The sequence below is a fragment of the Burkholderia sp. Bp9090 genome (assembly GCF_003857985.1).
In the GTDB taxonomy this organism is placed as follows: Bacteria; Pseudomonadota; Gammaproteobacteria; order Burkholderiales; family Burkholderiaceae; genus Burkholderia.
The window spans coordinates 19433-38284 of record NZ_QTPV01000008.1; the positions used below are offsets into that span (position 1 = coordinate 19433).

The 18852-nt window shown below is 66.8% G+C and carries 16 protein-coding genes; 12 read left to right on the plus strand and 4 right to left on the minus strand.

All coding sequences use genetic code 11. The features are described 5' to 3' along the window. The first annotated feature begins 111 nt into the window (after positions 1-111). The 10 genes from DIE16_RS10090 to DIE16_RS10140 all read left to right on the plus strand — a co-directional run bounded on the left by DIE16_RS10090 (position 112) and on the right by DIE16_RS10140 (position 12889). Positions 112-711: a TetR/AcrR family transcriptional regulator gene (locus DIE16_RS10090; RefSeq protein ID WP_006751498.1), complete on the plus strand. Its 600-nt coding sequence runs from the start codon at positions 112-114 to the stop codon at positions 709-711. Positions 712-768: 57 nt separating this feature from the next. Then, positions 769-2556 carry an acyl-CoA dehydrogenase C-terminal domain-containing protein gene (locus DIE16_RS10095; RefSeq protein ID WP_044846830.1) on the plus strand — a complete coding sequence of 596 codons (1788 nt, stop codon included), beginning with the start codon at positions 769-771 and terminating at the stop codon, positions 2554-2556. 113 nt (positions 2557-2669) lie between these two features. Next, positions 2670-5105 carry a 3-hydroxyacyl-CoA dehydrogenase/enoyl-CoA hydratase family protein gene (locus DIE16_RS10100; RefSeq protein ID WP_124570711.1) on the plus strand — a complete coding sequence of 812 codons (2436 nt, stop codon included), beginning with the start codon at positions 2670-2672 and terminating at the stop codon, positions 5103-5105. A gap of 25 nt (positions 5106-5130) precedes the next feature. Continuing rightward, entirely contained in the window at positions 5131-6330 is a 1200-nt protein-coding gene (locus tag DIE16_RS10105) for an acetyl-CoA C-acyltransferase (RefSeq protein WP_124488608.1), read from the plus strand. A gap of 90 nt (positions 6331-6420) precedes the next feature. Beyond that, a complete protein-coding gene (locus tag DIE16_RS10110) occupies positions 6421-7188 on the plus strand; it encodes an enoyl-CoA hydratase (protein WP_044846827.1) in 768 nt (255 codons plus the stop codon). A gap of 579 nt (positions 7189-7767) precedes the next feature. Further along, positions 7768-8658: a ubiquinol oxidase subunit II gene (gene cyoA / locus DIE16_RS10120; RefSeq protein ID WP_124892237.1), complete on the plus strand. Its 891-nt coding sequence runs from the start codon at positions 7768-7770 to the stop codon at positions 8656-8658. Between the two features lie 3 nt (positions 8659-8661). Continuing rightward, positions 8662-10674 (plus strand): cytochrome o ubiquinol oxidase subunit I, encoded by a 2013-nt coding sequence (gene cyoB / locus DIE16_RS10125; protein ID WP_124488610.1) that lies wholly within the window; start codon positions 8662-8664, stop codon positions 10672-10674. After that, positions 10674-11285: a cytochrome o ubiquinol oxidase subunit III gene (cyoC, locus tag DIE16_RS10130; protein WP_124892238.1), complete on the plus strand. Its 612-nt coding sequence runs from the start codon at positions 10674-10676 to the stop codon at positions 11283-11285. Before cyoB ends, cyoC begins: the two co-directional genes overlap by 1 nt. Further along, positions 11286-11618 (plus strand): cytochrome o ubiquinol oxidase subunit IV, encoded by a 333-nt coding sequence (gene cyoD / locus DIE16_RS10135; RefSeq protein ID WP_124488612.1) that lies wholly within the window; start codon positions 11286-11288, stop codon positions 11616-11618. 95 nt (positions 11619-11713) lie between these two features. Beyond that, a complete protein-coding gene (locus tag DIE16_RS10140; RefSeq protein ID WP_124892276.1) occupies positions 11714-12889 on the plus strand; it encodes a fatty acid desaturase in 1176 nt (391 codons plus the stop codon). Here the strand turns inward: DIE16_RS10140 and fdhD are convergent. Continuing rightward, on the minus strand, positions 12874-13704 hold the full coding sequence (fdhD, locus tag DIE16_RS10145) for a formate dehydrogenase accessory sulfurtransferase FdhD (protein WP_124488613.1): 831 nt from the start codon (positions 13702-13704) through the stop codon (positions 12874-12876). The two genes, DIE16_RS10140 and fdhD, sit on opposite strands and share 16 nt — an antisense overlap. A 114-nt stretch (positions 13705-13818) precedes the next feature. Here fdhD and DIE16_RS10150 point away from each other — a divergent pair, with 114 nt between their 5' ends. Further along, on the plus strand, positions 13819-14301 hold the full coding sequence (locus tag DIE16_RS10150; RefSeq protein WP_044846821.1) for a nitrate reductase associated protein: 483 nt from the start codon (positions 13819-13821) through the stop codon (positions 14299-14301). Between the two features lie 40 nt (positions 14302-14341). Here the strand turns inward: DIE16_RS10150 and DIE16_RS10155 are convergent, their stop codons facing one another. Continuing rightward, positions 14342-14737 (minus strand): acyl-CoA thioesterase, encoded by a 396-nt coding sequence (locus tag DIE16_RS10155; protein ID WP_027789162.1) that lies wholly within the window; start codon positions 14735-14737, stop codon positions 14342-14344. 175 nt (positions 14738-14912) lie between these two features. On the opposite strand from DIE16_RS10155, the gene DIE16_RS10165 reads away from it, so the two are divergent. After that, complete coding sequence (locus DIE16_RS10165; RefSeq protein WP_124892239.1) at positions 14913-16784, plus strand: ABC transporter ATP-binding protein/permease; 1872 nt, start codon at positions 14913-14915, stop codon at positions 16782-16784. A 48-nt stretch (positions 16785-16832) separates the two neighbouring features. Here DIE16_RS10165 and murU read toward each other — a convergent pair whose 3' ends face one another. Together murU and DIE16_RS10175 are read right to left on the minus strand one after the other, a co-directional pair. Continuing rightward, positions 16833-17555, minus strand: coding sequence for an N-acetylmuramate alpha-1-phosphate uridylyltransferase MurU (murU, locus tag DIE16_RS10170; RefSeq protein ID WP_124488615.1), 723 nt, complete (start codon positions 17553-17555; stop codon positions 16833-16835). A gap of 31 nt (positions 17556-17586) precedes the next feature. Then, complete coding sequence (locus tag DIE16_RS10175) at positions 17587-18636, minus strand: aminoglycoside phosphotransferase family protein (protein WP_124488616.1); 1050 nt, start codon at positions 18634-18636, stop codon at positions 17587-17589. Positions 18637-18852: the final 216 nt, after the last annotated feature.

Genomic DNA, 18852 nt, shown 5'->3' on the forward strand with positions numbered 1-18852 from the left:
TCGGTTAGACACCGGTTTCTAATAATTTCCTTGTTTTCGCGAGCGGCCGCACTCAATAATAGTACGGCCGTTCGATTTTATTCGAACCCCCGAACGGTTACAGAAATAGCTATGCGAAAAGGCGAACAGACGCGTGCCGCGATACTCGAAGCTGCTTTGGACCTCGCCAGCCGTGACGGGCTGGAGGGGCTGACGATCGGCCTGCTGGCCGAGCGCATGCAGATGAGCAAGAGCGGTGTGTTCGCGCACTTCGGATCGCGCGAGGACCTGCAGGTCGAGGTCGTCCGCGAGTATCACCATCGTTTCGAGAACGAGGTGTTCTTTCCGAGCCTGCGCGAGCCGCGAGGCTTGCCGCGCCTTCGGGCGATGCTGGCCCGCTGGACGGAGAAGCGCATCCAGGAGGTGACGACCGGATGCATCTACATCAGCGGTGCGGTCGAGTACGACGACCGGCCTGACAGCCCGGTACGCGAGCAGTTGATCGCGAGCGTGACGGCCTGGCGTGCCGCGATGCTGCGTGCCATTTCGCAGGCGAAGGAAGAAGGCCATCTGCGTGCGGATACCGATCCGGACCTGATGCTCTTCGAGCTGTACAGCTTCACGCTCGGCCTGCATCACGACGCACGATTCCTGCATTCGCCGGATGCCGTGCGCCTCACGTGGGCCGCGCTGGAAAAGACGATCGTTTCGTATCAGAGCGAGAGCCGTTAGCGGCGCGTGATCCGCCCGCCAGGAGCTCGAGCCGTTTGCCCACCTTTGGAGAGAGTCATGGGACAGTACGCCGCGCCGCTGCGCGACATGCAATTCGTGTTGCACGAGCTTCTGAATGTCGAGGCCGAGGTCAAGCAAATGCCGCGGCATGCGGACCTCGACGCCGACACGATCAACCAGGTCCTCGAGGAGGCGGGCAAGTTCTGCTCCGAGGTACTGTTCCCGCTGAACCAGGTCGGCGACCGCGAAGGCTGCACGTATGAAGGCGACGGCGTCGTGAAGACCCCGACCGGCTTCAAGGAAGCGTATCGGCAGTACGTCGAGGCCGGCTGGCCGGCGCTCGGCTGCGATCCGGACTACGGCGGCCAGGGCCTGCCCGCGTTCGTGAACAACGCGCTCTACGAAATGCTGAACTCGGCGAACCAGGCATGGACGATGTATCCGGGCCTGTCGCACGGCGCGTACGAATGCCTGCACGCGCACGGCGCACCGGAACTCCAGAAACAGTATCTGCCGAAGCTCGTGTCGGGCGAATGGACGGGCACGATGTGCCTGACCGAGCCGCACTGCGGCACCGACCTCGGCATCCTGCGCACCAAGGCCGAACCGAACGGCGACGGCTCGTACTCGATCAGCGGCACGAAGATCTTTATCTCGAGCGGCGAGCACGACATGTCGAAGAACATCGTCCATCTCGTGCTCGCGCGCCTGCCGGACGCGCCGCAAGGCACGAAGGGGATCTCGCTGTTCATCGTGCCGAAGTTCATTCCGGACGCCGCGGGCGAGCCGGGCGAGCGCAACGGCATCAAGTGCGGCTCGATCGAACACAAGATGGGCATCCACGGCAACTCGACGTGCGTGATGAACCTCGACAACGCGAAGGGCTGGATGGTCGGCGAGCCGAACAAGGGCTTGAACGCGATGTTCGTGATGATGAACGCCGCGCGTCTGGGCGTCGGCATGCAGGGCCTGGGCCTCACGGAAGTCGCGTACCAGAACTCGCTGACGTACGCGAAGGAACGCCTGCAGATGCGCTCGCTGACGGGCCCGAAGGCACCGGACAAGCCGGCCGATCCGATCATCGTGCACCCGGACGTGCGCCGCATGCTGCTCACGCAGAAGGCCTACGCGGAAGGCGCGCGCGCGTTCACGTACTGGTCCGCGCTGCAGATCGACAAGGAGCTGTCGCACGGTGACGAAGCGGTGCGCAAGGAAGCGGCCGACCTCGTCGCGCTGCTCACGCCGATCATCAAGGCGTTCCTGACCGACAACGCGTTCGAGTCGACCAACCACGCGATGCAGATCTACGGCGGCCACGGCTTCATCTCCGAGTGGGGCATGGAGCAGTACGTGCGCGACGCGCGGATCAACATGATCTACGAAGGCACGAACTCGATCCAGTCGCTCGACCTGCTGGGCCGCAAGGTGCTCGGCGACATGGGCGCGAAGCTGAAGAAGTTCGGCAAGCTCGTCACCGAATTCGCGGAAGCCGAAGGCGTGAAGCCGGAGATGGCCGAGTTCATCAACCCGCTCGCCGACATCGGCGACAAGGTGCAGAAGCTGACGATGGAAATCGGCATGAAGGCGATGCAGAACCCGGACGAAGTCGGCGCCGCCGCCGTGCCGTACCTGCGCACCGTCGGCCACCTGGTGTTCTCGTACTTCTGGGCGCGCATGGCGCGTCTCGCGCTCGACAAGGAAGCGTCGGGCGACCCGTTCTACAAGTCGAAGCTCGCGACGGCCCGCTTCTATTTCGCGCGTCTGCTGCCCGAAACGGCCGCGACGATCCGCGCCGCGCGCGCCGGTTCGAAGACGCTGATGGAAGTCGACGAATCGCTGTTCTGACGCGAGTCCGGGCGGTGCGCGCCGCGCACCGCCCGAACGCAACGGTTCCTGGTACTCACTTCGCCGTGCAGCCCTCACAACCCCCGCTGCACGACACTATCCGGAGACATCCCGTGAGCAATTTCCTGATTCGCAAGGTCGCCGTGCTGGGCGCCGGCGTGATGGGCGCGCAGATCGCCGCGCACCTCGTCAACGCGCGCGTGCCGGTGCTGCTGTTCGACCTGCCGGCCAAGGAAGGCCCGAAAAACGCGATCGCGCTGAAGGCGATCGAGAACCTGAAGAAGCTGTCACCCGCGCCGTTCGGCGTGAAGGACGACGCGAAATACCTCGAAGCCGCGAACTACGAGGACGACATCGCGAAACTCGCCGAGTGCGACGTCGTGATCGAAGCGATCGCCGAGCGGATGGACTGGAAGCACGACCTGTACAAGAAGGTCGCGCCGCACATCGCACCGAACGCGATCTTCGCGACCAACACGTCGGGCCTGTCGATCACCAAGCTGTCCGAAGGATTCTCGGACGAGCTGAAGTCGCGCTTCTGCGGCGTGCACTTCTTCAACCCGCCGCGCTACATGCACCTCGTCGAGCTGATCCCGACCGCGCATACGCGTCCGGAGATCCTCGACCAGCTCGAAACTTTCCTGACGAGCATCGTCGGCAAGGGCGTCGTGCGCGCGAAGGACACGCCGAACTTCATCGCGAACCGCGTCGGCATCTTCTCGATCCTCGCGGTGATCACCGAGGCCGCGAAGTTCGGCCTGCGTTTCGACGAGGTCGACGACCTGACGGGCAGCCGCCTCGGCCGCGCGAAGTCGGCGACGTTCCGCACCGCGGACGTGGTCGGCCTCGACACGATGGCGCACGTGATCAAGACGATGCAGGACAACCTCGCCGACGATCCGTTTTTCCCGGTCTACCAGACGCCCGCCGTGCTCGCCGAACTGGTGAAGCAGGGCGCGCTCGGCCAGAAGACGGGCGGCGGCTTCTACAAGAAGGAAGGCAAGGCGATCAAGGTGCTCGACGCGAAGACGGGCACCTACGTGGATTCGGGCGCGAAGGCGGACGAAACCGTCGGCCGCATCCTGAAGCGCCCGCCGGCGGAACGCCTGAAGCTGCTGCGCGAGACGGACCATCCGCATGCGCAGTTCCTGTGGTCGATCTTCCGCGACGTGTTCCACTACATCGGCGTGCATCTCGAGTCGATCGCCGACAACGCGCGCGACGTCGACCTCGCGATCCGCTGGGGCTTCGGCTGGAACGAAGGCCCGTTCGAAGGCTGGCAGGCCGCCGGCTGGAAGCAGGTCGCCGAGTGGGTGCAGGAAGACATCGCGGCCGGCAAGGCGCTCGCGAACGTGCCGCTGCCGTCGTGGGTGCTCGAAGGCGCGGTTGCAGAGAAGGGCGGCGTGCACACGGCCGAAGGCTCGTGGGCGCCGGCGTCGAAGCGCTTCGTGCCGCGCTCGGACCTGGCCGTCTACGGCAAGCAGGTGTTCCGCGCGCCGCTCGTCGGCGAAGCCGGCGCCGATCCGAAGACGTACGGCAAGACGCTGTTCGAAACCGACGCGGTGCGCGCATGGGTCGATGATCGCGCAGGCGAGGACGACGTCGTGATCGTGTCGTTCAAGTCGAAGATGAACACGATCGGACCGAGCGTGATCGACGGCCTCGTGCAGGCGATCGAACTCGCGGAGAAGGATTACAAGGGCGTGGTGATCTGGCAGCCGACGTCGCTGAAGCTCGGCACGCCGGGCGGCCCGTTCTCGGCCGGCGCGAACCTCGAAGAGGCGATGCCCGCGTTCATGATGGGCGGCGCGAAGGGTATCGAGCCGTTCGTGAAGAAGTTCCAGGAAGGCATGCTGCGCGTGAAGTACGCGAACGTGCCGGTCGTCGCGGCCGTATCGGGCATCGCGCTCGGCGGCGGCTGCGAGCTGATGCTGCACAGCGCGAAGCGCGTCGTGCACGTCGAGAGCTACATCGGTCTCGTCGAAGTGGGCGTCGGCCTCGTGCCCGCGGGCGGCGGCCTGAAGGAAGCGGCGCTGCGCGCGGCGGAGGCGGCCACGGCCGCGAACGCGACCACCGACATCCTGAAGTTCGTCACGAAGTCGTTCGAGAACGCGGCGATGGCGAAGGTGTCGTCGTCGGCGCACGATGCGCGTGCGATGGGCTACCTGAAGCCGTCCGACACGATCGTCTTCAACGTGTTCGAACTGCTCGACGCCGCGAAGAAGGAAGCGCGTGCGCTGGCCGCCGTCGGCTACCGCGCGCCGCTGCGCGCGAAGGACGTGCCGGTCGCAGGCCGCTCGGCGATCGCGACGATCAAGGCATCGCTCGTCAACATGCGTGACGGCCGCTTCATCAGCGACCACGACTACCTGATCGCGAGCCGCATCGCCGAAGCCGTGTGCGGCGGCGACGTCGAAGCCGGCAGCCTCGTCGACGAAGAGTGGCTGCTCGCGCTCGAGCGCCGCGCGTTCGTCGAGCTGCTCGGCACGCAGAAGACGCAGGAACGGATCATGGGCATGTTGCAGACCGGCAAGCCGGTGCGTAACTGAGCGAGCAGACGACAAGGAGTCTGAAATGAGCAAACAACTGCAAGACGCATACATCGTCGCCGCCAGCCGCACCCCGATCGGCAAGGCCCCGCGCGGTGTCTTCAAGAACACGCGCCCCGACGAGCTGCTGGTTCACGCGATCAAGTCGGCAGTCGCGCAGGTGCCCGGCCTCGACACGAAAGTGATCGAGGACGCGATCATCGGCTGCGCGATCCCGGAAGCCGAGCAGGGCCTGAACGTCGCCCGCATGGGCGCGCTGCTCGCCGGCCTGCCGCAGACGGTCGGCGGCGTGACGGTCAACCGCTTCTGCGCGTCGGGCATCACGGCGCTGGCGATGGCGGCGGACCGCATCCGCGTCGGCGAATCGGACGCGATCTTCGCGGGCGGCTGCGAATCGATGAGCATGGTGCCGATGATGGGCAACAAGCCGTCGATGTCGCCGCATATCTTCGATCGCAGCGAGGATTTCGGCATTGCGTACGGGATGGGCCTGACCGCCGAGCGCGTCGCCGAGCAGTGGAAGGTGAGCCGCGAAGACCAGGACGCATTCTCGGTCGAATCGCACCGCAAGGCGCTCGCCGCGCAGCAGGCCGGCGAGTTCGGCGACGAAATCGCCGCGTACACGATCACCGAGCGTTTCCCGAACCTCGCGACCGGTGAAATCGACGTGAAGATGCGCGAGATCAAGCTGGACGAAGGTCCGCGCGCGGATACGACGCTCGAAGGCCTCGCGAAGCTGCGCACGGTGTTCGCGAACAAGGGCTCGGTCACGGCCGGCAACAGCTCGCAGACGTCGGACGGCGCGGGCGCGCTGCTCGTCGTGTCGGAGAAGGTGCTCAAGGAATTCAACCTGACGCCGCTCGCGCGCTTCGTGAGCTTCGCGGTGCGCGGCGTGCCGCCGGAAATCATGGGCATCGGGCCGAAGGAAGCGATTCCGGCCGCGCTGAAGGCTGCCGGCTTGAAGCAGGACGATCTCGACTGGATCGAGCTGAACGAGGCATTCGCCGCGCAGTCGCTGGCGGTGATCCGCGATCTCGGCCTCGACCCGTCGAAGGTCAACCCGGTTGGCGGCGCGATCGCGCTCGGCCATCCGCTCGGCGCGACCGGCGCGATCCGCGCGGCGACCGTCGTGCACGGCCTGCGCCGCCGCAACCTGAAGTACGGGATGGTCACGATGTGCGTCGGCACCGGCATGGGTGCGGCGGGCATCATCGAACGCCTGTAAGCGGAGCGGGACAGTAGCGATCACGGTGCGCGAGCCACGAGCTTGCGCACCGTTTTTCATTCCGGAAGAGGAAAGTCAAAGGAGACGGTTGTGGCCGAAATTCAAGTGGAACGCGCCGACGGCGTGCTGACGATCACGATCGCGCGCCCGGCGAAGAAGAACGCGCTGACGGCGGCGATGTACCAGACGATGGCCGATGCGCTCGCCGACGCGCAGGAAGACAAGGCGATCCGCGTGATCCTGCTGCGCGGCAGCGACGGCAACTTCAGCGCGGGGAACGATCTCGAGGATTTCCTGAAGACGCCGCCGAAGGACGAGAACGCTTCGGTATTCCAGTTCCTCGCGCGGATCAGCGGCGCGACCAAGCCGATCGTGGCCGCGGTGCCGGGCGTCGCGGTCGGCGTCGGCGTGACGATGCTGCTGCACTGCGATCTCGTCTACGCGGCCGACACCGCGACGTTCTCGCTGCCGTTCGCGCAGCTCGGGCTGTGCCCGGAAGCCGCATCGAGCGTGCTGCTGCCGCGGCTGGCCGGCCATCAGGTCGCCGCTGAAAAGCTGCTGCTCGGAGAAGCGTTCGACGCGCTGGAAGCGCATCGCATCGGCATCGTCAATCGCGTGCTGCCGGCCGCCGAACTCGACGCATTCGCGGCGAAGCAGGCCGCGAAGCTCGCGGCACTGCCGGCGTCGTCGCTGCGCGTGACGAAGGCGCTGCTGAAGGAGACGGGCGGGGTGGCCGTGGCCGCGCGGATGAGCGAGGAAGCCGGCCATTTCTCCGCGATGCTGCGTGCGCCGGAAGCGCGCGAGGCGATGACGGCGTTCTTCGAGAAGCGCAAGCCGGATTTCCGTCAGTTCGACTGATACGGGGCGCAGACGCTTCGCTGCGCCGGACGCCTTGGCCGTCTGGCGCGACAACGCTTGCGTCTGTGCGCCGCTCGTCGCTCGTCGCGTGGCGTGCGTTTGGTCCTCGTGGCCGACGCATCAATCGGCGGGTCGGCTCGATTCTGAATCGCCATGCATTCGCGTGGTGTTCCTCGTTCCCCGCATCCGCTGCAGTTCCGCCGCCGAGACAGCCTCGCAATTCGCGCCGGCGCCCCTCATGTTGCGGCGCAGCGCCGTCATGCTTTCCGTCCCGTTAGTGCCTGCTATCCGCGACGCTTGAGGGAAGGCCCGGTGACCGTTTTGCCGCAGGCCATCGCCAGCCCTCAGCCCCAGCCTCAGCCTCAGCCTCAGCCTCAGCCTCAGCCTCAGCCTCAGCCTCAGCCTCAGCGCCCACCCCCCGGGGCAGTTCCGACTCACCTCGGCAAACCTTGTCCCCCGTCAAGTTGCACTGCGGCAATTTTCCGTACAGTTCGCGCACAGGTCGCCGCGGCCGGATGCGTCGCGCGATGGCGGCGTGCGGCCAGCGGTTCTTCTCAACGACAATCAGGCGAACGAACAATGATCGGACGAATCACCGGCGGGGCGCGTGCGGCACCCGTCATCGGGCTGCTGGCGGGACTCGCCGGATGCAGCGACCTTCACGTGCTCGATCCGAAGGGCGCGGTGGGCGTCGCGGAAAAATCGCTGATCGCGACAGCGACGTGGGCGATGCTGATCGTCGTCATTCCGGTGATCCTGCTCACGCTGTGGTTCGCATGGCGCTACCGCGCATCGAACCGCAACGCCGCCTACGCGCCGAACTGGTCGCATTCGACCGCGATCGAGGTCGTGATCTGGACGGTGCCGACGCTGATCATCCTGTTCCTCGGCGTGCTCACGTGGAAAACCACGCACGAGCTCGACCCGTACAAGCCGATCGAATCGTCGGTCAAGCCGATCAATGTCGAGGTCGTCGCGCTCGACTGGAAGTGGCTGTTCATCTATCCGGAACTCGGCATCGCGTCGGTGAACCAGCTCGCGATTCCGGTCGGCACGCCGGTGAATTTCCGCATCACGTCCGACTCGGTGATGAACTCGTTCTTCATCCCGCAGCTTGGCAGCCAGGTCTATGCGATGGCCGGCATGCAGACGCGCCTGCACCTGATCGCCGACGAGGCGGGCGACTACGCAGGCGTGTCCGCCAACTACAGCGGCCGCGGCTTCTCCGACATGAAGTTCCGCACGCTCGCCGAGCCGCGCGAGCAGTTCGATGCGTGGGTGCGGAAGGTGAAGGCGTCGTCCGACCGGCTCGACATGACCGCGTACGCCACGGTCGCGCAGCCGGGCGAGAAGGCGCCCGTGCGCTATTTCTCGTCGGTCGACCCGAAGCTGTTCCACAACATCATCGCGAAATACAACAACGGCCACGTCCTCGACCCGAAGGACGCCGCCTGCACGACGAAGGGGTAACGCATGTTCGGAAAACTGACTCTTTCGGCGATCCCGTTCGATCAGCCCATCATCATGGGGGCGAGCGCCTTCATGGGGCTCGTCGTGCTGGGCATCGTCGCCGCGCTGACGGTCGCGGGCCGGTGGAAATGGCTGTGGAGCGAATGGCTGACGTCCGTCGATCACAAGAAGATCGGCGTGATGTACCTGGTCGTCGCGGTGCTGATGCTGCTGCGCGGCTTCGCGGACGCCGTGATGATGCGCCTGCAGCTCGCGCTCGCGTACAACGGCCCCGGCTACCTGCCGCCGCATCACTACGACCAGGTCTTCACCGCGCACGGCGTGATCATGATCTTCTTCATGGCGATGGCGCTGCTGGTCGCGTTCTTCAACCTGATCGTGCCGCTGCAGATCGGCGCGCGCGACGTCGCGTTCCCGTTCCTGAACTCGCTCTCCTTCTGGATGACGGCGGTCGCCGCGATCCTGATGAACGTTTCGCTCGTGATCGGCGAATTCGCGCAGACGGGCTGGCTCGCGTATCCGCCGCTGTCGGAGCTGCAGTTCAGCCCGGGCGTCGGGGTCGACTACTACCTGTGGGCGCTGCAGATCTCGGGCGTCGGGACGCTGATCACGTCGATCAACTTCTTCGTGACGATCATCAAGATGCGCGCGCCGGGCATGACGCTGATGAAGATGCCGGTGTTCACGTGGACCGCGCTCTGCTCGAACGTGCTGATCATGGCGACGTTCCCGATCCTGACCGTCGCGCTCGCGCTGCTCGGCCTCGATCGCTACCTCGACATGCATTTCTTCACCAACGAAGCCGGCGGCAACGCGATGCTGTACCTGAACCTGATCTGGGCGTGGGGGCATCCGGAGGTGTACATCCTCGTGCTGCCCGCGTTCGGCATCTATTCGGAAGTCATCGCGACGTTCGCGAAGAAGCCGCTGTTCGGCTACCGGACGATGGTCTATGCATCGTGCGTGATCATGGTGCTCGCGTTCCTCGTGTGGCTGCATCACTTCTTCACGATGGGCTCGGGGGCCGACGTCAACGCGTTTTTCGGGATCATGACGATGGTCATCGCGATCCCGACCGGCGTGAAGATCTTCAACTGGCTGTTCACGATGTATCGCGGCCGCATCGAATTCACGGCGCCGGTGCTGTGGACGATCGGTTTCATGGTCACGTTCACGCTCGGCGGGATGACCGGCGTGATGATGGCGATTCCGGGCGCGGATTTCGTGCTGCACAACAGCCTGTTCCTGATCGCGCACTTCCACAACGCGATCATCGGCGGCGTCGTGTTCGGCTACTTCGCGGGCGTTCACTACTGGTTCCCGAAGGTGTTCGGCTTCCGGCTCGACGAGAAGTTCGGCAAGCGCGCGTTCTGGTGCTGGTTCCTCGGCTTCTACGCGTCGTTCGTGCCGCTGTACGTGCTCGGCTTCATGGGCATGACGCGCCGCCTGAACCACTACGACAACCCGGCATGGCATCCGTGGCTGGTCGCCGCCGCGTTCGGCGTCGCGCTGATCGCGATCGGCGTACTGTGCCAGGTCGCATCGGTGTGGGTCGGCTGGCGCAATCGCAACCAGCCGCAGTATCGCGACGCGACGGGCGACCCGTGGAACGGCCGCACGCTCGAATGGGCGACGTCGTCGCCGCCTGCCGTCTACAACTTCGCGGTGCTCCCGAACGTGCACGAACTCGACGAACTCGCGTATCGCAAGGCGAAGGGCCTCGGGCTCGGCCTCGGCAAGAACGTCAGGTACGAAGACATCCACATGCCGTCGAACACGAGCGCGGGCTTCTTCGTCGGCATCTTCAGCCTGCTGCTCGGCTTCGCGCTCGTCTGGCACATCTGGTGGCTCGCGATCGCCGCGCTCGTCGGCATCGTCGCGACGGTGGTGCTGTACAGCGCACAGGACAACGACGGCTATTACATTCCGGCGGATACCGTCCGCAAGATCGAGGAACAACGCGCGGGTGTGCGGATCGGCACGCCGGCGCCGGAAGTCGAACTGGAGACGAACTGATGTCGTATCAATCTCTCGCGGGCGCCGCCCGTCATCCGGGCGCGCACCACCATCCGCCGTCGCATTCGGTGTTCGGCTTCTGGCTGTACCTGATGACCGACTGCGTGATCTTCGCGTCGCTGTTCGCGACGTTCGCGGTGCTCGGCAACCAGTTCGCCGGCGGTCCGACCGCGAAGGACCTGTTCGACATTCCGGGCGTCGCGCTCGAGACGGCGGCGCTGCTGCTGTCGAGCATCACGTACGGGTTCGCGATGCTCGGCGCACAGCGGCGCCGGCGCGGCGCGGTGTTCGTGTGGCTCGCGGTGACGTTCGTGCTGGGCGCCGCGTTCCTCGCGATGGAACTGCGCGAGTTCTCGCACCTGATCGCCCAGGGTGCGGGCCCGCAGCGCAGCGCATTCCTGTCGGCGTTCTTCGCGCTCGTCGGCACGCACGGGCTGCACGTGGCGGTCGGCCTCTTGTGGATGGTCGTGCTCGTCGTGCAGATCGCCCGCGGCCCCGGCATGACGGAGCGCGACGTCCGGCGCCTCACCTGCCTGAGCCTCTTCTGGCACTTCCTCGACATCGTCTGGATCTGCGTGTTCTCCTTCGTCTATCTCGCGAGCGTGATCTAAATGGCCCATTCGGAACTCATCCACCACGATGACGCGCACGGCACGGCCGGCGGCTACCTCGTCGGTTTCGTGCTGTCGGTGCTGCTGACGGCCGCGTCGTTCGGCCTCGTGATGGGCGGCATGCTGGCGCCGAAGGCGGCGATCATCGCGCTCGCGGGGCTCGCATTCGTGCAGATCGTCGTGCATCTCGTCTGCTTCCTGCACATGAACGCGTCGTCCAGCCAGCGCTGGAACGTGATGGCGTTCAGCTATACGGTGCTGACCGCGCTGATCCTGATCGTCGGGACGCTGTGGGTGATGCACAACGTCAGCATGAACATGATGTCGCGATAACCGGCCCGGGGCGCGTTTCGTCCCGTCCCGCTGCGCCGTGCGTGCCGCACGGCTCCTTTTCTTTCGGGCGTGCGAATCGCATGCCTTTCTGCATCATGGTCAACAACGATTCCCAGACACCGGTTCGCGCCGACGAGCCGATCCCGCACCGCAAGGTCATCCGCGCATGGCTCGTGCCGTTCGCCACGCGCGAGATCGTGCGCCCGATCCTGCTGCTCGTGCTCGACTACCTGTTGCTGTTCGCGGCGTTCGCCGGCGCGCTGCTGATTCCGTCGACGGTCGGCAAGATCGCCTGCGGGATGGCCGCCGGGTTCATCACCGGGCGACTGTTCATCATCGGGCACGATGCGTGCCATCAGAGCCTGACGCCCGACCGCCGGCTGAACCGCTGGCTCGGCCGCATCGCCTTCCTGCCGTCGCTGACGCCTTACAGCCTGTGGGAAGTCGGGCACAACGTCGTGCATCACGGCTATACGAACCTGAAGGGCTTCGATTTCGTGTGGGCGCCGCATACGCCGGCGGAATTCGCCGCGCTGTCGCCGGCGCGGCGGTGGCTGGATCGCATCTACCGGAGCGGATGGGCGCCGGGCCTCTACTATCTCGTCGAGATCTGGTGGCTGCGGATGTATTTCCCGACCCGGGGCTATATCGGTGCGTCGCGGCCGGTATTCCGGCGCGACTGCCTGCTGGTGACGGGCTTCGCGGCCGTGTGGATCGCCGCCGTCGTCGGAGTGGCGATCGAGACGCAGCAATCCGTCGCGCTGCTGCTCGCGACCGGCGTGCTCGTGCCGTTCCTGTTCTGGTGCTCGATGATCGGCTTCGTCGTGTATGTCCACCATACCGACCCGCGCATCGCATGGCACGCGAACCGCGCCGAATGGTCCAATGCCGCACCGTTCGTGTCGACCACGCTGCACCTGACGTTTCCGTTCGGTATCGGCGGCCTGCTGCACCACATCATGGAGCACACGGCGCATCACGTCGACATGAGCGTGCCGCTGTACCGGCTCAAGCCGGCGCAGGCGAAGCTGGAGGACATGCTGCCCGGGCGGATCGTCGTGCAGCGCTTCGGCTGGCGCTGGTACTTCGACACGGCCCGCCGCTGCAAGCTCTATGACACCGACCGCAAGCTCTGGACCGACTATCGCGGAAACGTGACGAGCGAGGCGGCACCCGAGCTGCGCGCGCCGGCCGCGGCGGGCGCGCGGCAGGGGGCGGTTCCCGAAGCTGCGGGCAACGCGCCCGCTGCGACCGCTCAGGCGGTGCCGTAATCGACGTGGCCGGTTTCGCGGCAGAAGCTGACGAGCCGCAGGCCGGCCGCCTTCGCGATCTCGATCGCGAGCGACGACGGCGCGGAGATCGTCGCGACCATCGGAATGCCGACCCGCGCCGACTTGCGCACGAGCTCGTAGCTCGCGCGGCTCGACAGGAACACGAAGCCGTCGGTCGCGTCGGCGCGCGCCAGCACGAGCGCGCCGATCAGCTTGTCGAGCGCGTTGTGGCGGCCGACGTCCTCGAACGCCATTCGGATCGCGCCTGTTGCGTCGCACCACGCGGCCGCATGCAGGCCGCCGGTGAGCTGCGTGAGCGCCTGGTGCGCCGGCAGCCCGTGGGCCGCGCGCGCGAGCGCGTCGGGCGCGAGGCGCGTGAGAAAACCGGTGTCGGGTACCCGTTCGGGCGCGAGGTCGAGCAGGTCGATGCTTTCGATCCCGCACACGCCGCAGCCGGTACGCCCCGCGAGCGCGCGGCGCCGGTCCTTCAGCGCGGCGAACGCCTGCTGGACGACTTCCAGATGCACCTCCGCGTGCGGCAGCGGCGCGTCGGCGTGCAGGATCACGTCGATGTCCTTGATGTCGCTGCCGCGCTCGACGATCCCTTCCGAGATCGCGAAGCCGACCGCGAACGCCTCGAGGTCGCGCGGCGTGCACATCATCACCGCGTGCGAGATGCCGTTGAAGACCAGCGCGACCGGCCATTCCTGGCCGACGTAGTCGTGCGCGGTTTCGACGGCGCCGCCGCGCGTGCGGCGCACGGACAGCTCGATCGCGCCGCGCGGCTCTTCTGTTTCGGTCGGATTCACGAGCACTCCCGTTGATTCGAGGCAGGGGCGGCGGCGATCGGGTCCGCCGCTCGCGCGCAGAGGTTCTAAAATACCTCAGGCAGGCCGGCCGCGCCGGCATCCGCCACTCAGGTAACGACCATGGGACTCAGCGACGCTCCGCTGCTATTCAATTTCGAACACGATTCGTCGGAAAACCTCACTTACATCCCGATGATCGTGCGTTTCAATCTCGACCGTTTCGGTCTGCGGATTTCGCTGGAGCAGTGGCAACTGCTGCCGCTCGAGGACCGCAAGCTGCTCGCGCGCTTTCCGGCCGACGACGACACCGCGATCGAGCCCAATTTCGATCACGCGCTGTTCGAAATGCTGCGCACGCATGCCGACCTCGAACCGTCGTGGTTTCAGCCGGACGAGCAGCCGAGCTGGCGCGCGACCGACTCGGTGCCGGACGCGCTCGTGCAGCAGAGCGCGCTGGCCGGGCTGCCGGCGCCCGCGCTCGCGCAGTGGCAGCGGCTCGCGCCGTTCCAGCGCTACGTGCTGGTGAAGCTGTCGCGCAAGCCGAAGCTCAATCACGACTTCGTGCCCGCGATGCGGGAGTTCGGGCTGACGGCCACGCACTGACGGGCCGGATGCGGCGCCGCCGCGCGGCGCGCATGCGTCGTTACAGCGGCGGCAGCTGACGCGGCTTGCGGTCGGGGCCGGTCGCGACGTAGGTGAGAGTCGCTTCGGTGACCTTCACGATTTCGCCCATCAGGCGCATGCGCTGCGCGTACACCTCGACGTCGACCGTGATCGACGTGTTGCCGGTGCGCATGATGGTCGCGTAGAAGCTCAGCAGGTCGCCGACGAACACCGGCTGCTTGAATACGAACGAATTGACCGCGACCGTCGCGACGCGGCCGTTCGCGCGCTGGCTCGCGGGGATCGAGCCGGCGATGTCGACCTGCGACATGATCCAGCCGCCGAACACGTCGCCGTGGACGTTCGCGTCGTGCGGTTGCGGGACGACGCGCAGCGCGGGCTGCTTTTGCGGGAGTTCGAGGGTCGAATCGGTCATGGCGGAGGCTTTCATCCTGTAATAAATGCGCCGCCGCGCGCAGGCCGGCCGGCGAGGGCGCCGGCAGCGGCGCGTAGCGGCTTCTGCGACAATACAACGTTCGCAAATTGTACGAGAAAGCGGGCGAGTCGGCCGCCGCGGCACGCGTGCGGCACCGCCGCCGATCCTGATCCCCATGCGCCGATATTCCGCTTCCGGCGAGCCCGCGCCGGCTCCGACCGGGCCCCGCAACGACTGGCAGACCATCCGGTCGCTGCTGCCGTACCTCGCTACCTACAAATGGCGCGTCGCGCTCGCGCTCGGCTGCCTGATCGGCGCGAAGGTCGCGAACCTCGGCGTGCCGGTCGTGATGAAGCGCATCGTCGATCACCTGTCCGCCGTGCAGCAGCTCACCGCGCTCGGCCGCGCGGAGCAGTCGGCCGGCATCGTGCTCGCGGGCGGCGTCGGTTTGCTGGTCATCGCCTATGCGCTCGTGCGGCTGTCGACGTCGCTGTTCACCGAGCTGCGCGAGATCCTGTTCTCGAAGGTCACCGAGAGCGCGGTGCGCCAGCTCGCGCTGCAGGTGTTCCGGCATCTGCACGGGCTGTCGCTGCGCTTCCATCTCGAACGCCAGACGGGCGGCATGTCGCGCGACATCGAGCGCGGCACGCGCGGCATCCAGCAACTGATTTCCTATTCGCTGTACAGCATCCTGCCGACGCTCGTCGAGGTCGGGCTCGTGCTCGGCTTCTTCGTGGTCAAGTACGAGGCGTATTACGCGTACGTGACGTTCGCGGCGCTGGTCACGTACATCGTGTTCACCGTGAAGGTCACCAACTGGCGCACGCACTTTCGCCGCACGATGAACGAGCTCGATTCGCGCGCGAACTCGCGGGCGATCGATTCGCTGATCAACTACGAGACGGTGAAGTACTTCGGCAACGAGGAGTGGGAGGCGCAGCGCTACGACGAGAACCTGAAGCGTTACCGCAAGGCCGCGATCCGTTCGCAGAACTCGTTGTCGGTGCTGAACTTCGGCCAGCAGGCGATCATCGGCACCGGGCTCGTGTTCATCCTGTGGCGCGCGACGCAGGGCGTGCTGGCCGGCAAGCTGACGCTCGGCGATCTCGTGCTGATCAACACGTTCATGCTGCAGCTCTACATTCCGCTGAATTTTCTCGGCGTCGTGTATCGCGAGCTGAAGCAGAGCCTCACCGACATGGACCGGATGTTCGGGTTGCTGTCGGCCGCGAAGGAAGTCGCGGATGCGCCCGACGCGAGGCCGCTTGCGGTGGGCGGCGCGCAGGTGCGCTTCGAGCACGTGAACTTCTCGTACGAAGCGTCGCGGCAGATCCTGCACGACGTGACGTTTACGATCGACGCGGGCACGACGACCGCGGTGGTCGGCCACAGCGGGTCCGGCAAGTCGACGCTGTCGCGGCTGCTGTTCCGCTTCTACGATCTCGACCGGCAGGCGGGCGGCGCGATCCGGATCGACGGCCAGGACATTCGCGACGTCACGCAGGACTCGCTGCGCGCGTCGATCGGGATCGTGCCGCAGGACACCGTGCTGTTCAACGACTCGATCTACTACAACATCGCGTACGGCCGGCCGACCGCGAGCCGCGACGAAGTGATCGCGGCCGCGCGCGCCGCGCACATCCACGACTTCATCGAGACCTTGCCGAAGGGCTATGACACGCCGGTCGGCGAGCGCGGGCTGAAACTGTCGGGCGGCGAGAAGCAGCGCGTCGCGATCGCGCGCACGCTGCTGAAGGATCCGCCGGTGCTGCTGTTCGACGAGGCGACGTCGGCGCTCGATTCGCACTCGGAGCGCGCGATCCAGCACGAGCTCGACCAGATCGCGCGGCATCGCACGACGCTCGTGATCGCGCACCGGCTGTCGACGGTCGTGCACGCGCAGCAGATTCTCGTGATGGACCACGGGCGGATCGTCGAGCGCGGCACGCACGACGAACTCGTGCGCGCGGACGGGTTGTATGCGCAGATGTGGGCGCTGCAGCAGCAGCGCGCGGCGGCGGGCGGGGAAGCGGCCGAGGCCGCGTGAGCGTGGCTGCCGCGCCGGGTGGCCCGGGCGCGGTCAGCCGCGAAACGATCAGCCCGCGGCGGCGCGCAGCCGCGCGTCGAGTTCGCCGAGCTGGGCGGGCGTGCCGACGTTCTCCCAGATTCCTTCATACAATTCGCCGCTCGCGCGGCCGGCCTCGATGGTCGCCTTGAAGTAGGGCGTGAGCGGCCGGTGCGTGCCGGGCACGATGTCGCGGAACATCCGCGTGTCGTACACGCCGATGCTGCCGAACGTGACGCGCGGCGCGCCGGCGAGCGCCAGCCGGCCGTCGTCGCGGAGCACGAAATCGCCGTCCGGATGGAACGGCGGGTTCGGCACCATCACGAGATGCATCGCGGGCGCATCGAGCGCGGCCATCTGCGCGGCGCGCGGCGCGAGCGTCCGGTAGTCGAACGCGCAGTACACGTCGCCCGCGACCGCCGCGAACACCGTCGGCCGGCCATCGCGCTCGATGAGCGGCAGCGCCTGCGCGATCCCGCCGGCGGTTTCCAGCGCGTCGCCTTCGGCCGAGTACGCGAGCCGCACGCCCCAGCGCGAACCGTCGCCGAGCGTTGCCTCGAGCTGTTCGCCGAGCCACGCGTGGTTGATCACGATCGTCTCGATGCCCGCACGCGCGAGCGCCTCGATCTGCCAGACGATCAGCGGCTTGCCGCCGGCTTCGAGCAGCGGTTTCGGGCGGGTATCGGTCAGCGGGCGCATCCGGTCGCCGCGGCCGGCGGCGAAGATCATCGCCGTGGTCAGGGTAGTGCTCATGTTCGGCTGAGGGGAAGGACGGTGAGGGCGGTCAGAACGTATAGCCGACGTCGGCCGCGCCCTTGCCCTCGAGTTCGTCGAGCAGCTTCGCGAACGGCACGAGCGGGCGGTAGCGCAGCGCGACCTTGCGCGCGTAATTCAGGAAGCGCGGCAGGTCGTTCAGGTAGTGCGGCTTGCCGTCGCGGTAGTTGATGCGCGCGAACAGCCCCAGGATCTTGATGTGGCGCTGCAGCCCCATCCATTCGAGCTGGCGGTAGAACTCGCCGAAGTCCGGATCGACCGGCAGGCCGGCCTTCTTCGCCTTTTCCCAGTAGTACGCGAAGCAGTCGAGCTCGAACTCCTCGTCCCAGCTGATGAACGCGTCGCGCAACAGCGACACGACGTCGTACGTCAGCGGCCCGTACACGGCGTCCTGGAAGTCGAGCACGCCCGGGTTCGGCGCGCACACCATCAGGTTGCGCGGCATGAAATCGCGCAGCATGAAGCCCTGCGGCTGCGCATGGGCGCTCGCGACCAGCAGCGCGAAGGTACGGTCGAGCGTGCCGCGCATCGCATCGGTGACCGGCTTGCCGAGATGGCGGCCGACGAACCACTCGGGCAGCAGCTCCATCTCGCGGCGCAGGAACGCCTCGTCGAACGGCGGCAGCACGTCCGGCTTCGAGCTGAGCTGGAAGCGGATCAGCGCGTCGAGCGCATCGCGCATCAGCGGCCGCGCGGCGACCGGGTCGGCCGGATCGAGCACCGAGATGTACGACGTGCGGCCGAGGTCGGACACGAGCATGAAGCCGGCGTCGAAATCGTGGGCCAGCACGTCCGGCACGTGGTCGCCGGCCGCGGCGAGCAGCTGCGCGACCTGGACGAATTCACGGCACTTCTCGGGCGGCGGCGCGTCGACCGCGACCAGCGAGCCGCCGGGGCTCGTGGCCGACGCGACACGGAAATAGCGGCGGAAACTGGCGTCCGACGACGCGGGCGCGAGGGTCGTCAGGTCGAGGGCGAAGCGCTCGGCGAGCGGTAGCAGCCACGCGGTCAGGGCTTCGAGGCGGGCGTCGGGCTGGGATGCGGCGGATGGGGGCGTCATGAAACTCGGCGGAGGGGGGAACGTCTTGCCATATAATACCCCACGACTTTTTTGACGCGCCCCGCGTCAGCTTCCGCCGTGCAGGCCCGCCGCCTGTCGCGCCGTCCGCCCGATCGTCTCCCCGGTTTGCGCTCAGCCGCAGTCGCGGTGCGACGGTGCGGCCCGCCGCGCGCGAATGTGCCGTGCAGCTGCGGTTGACAAGGGGCGATTCGCCAA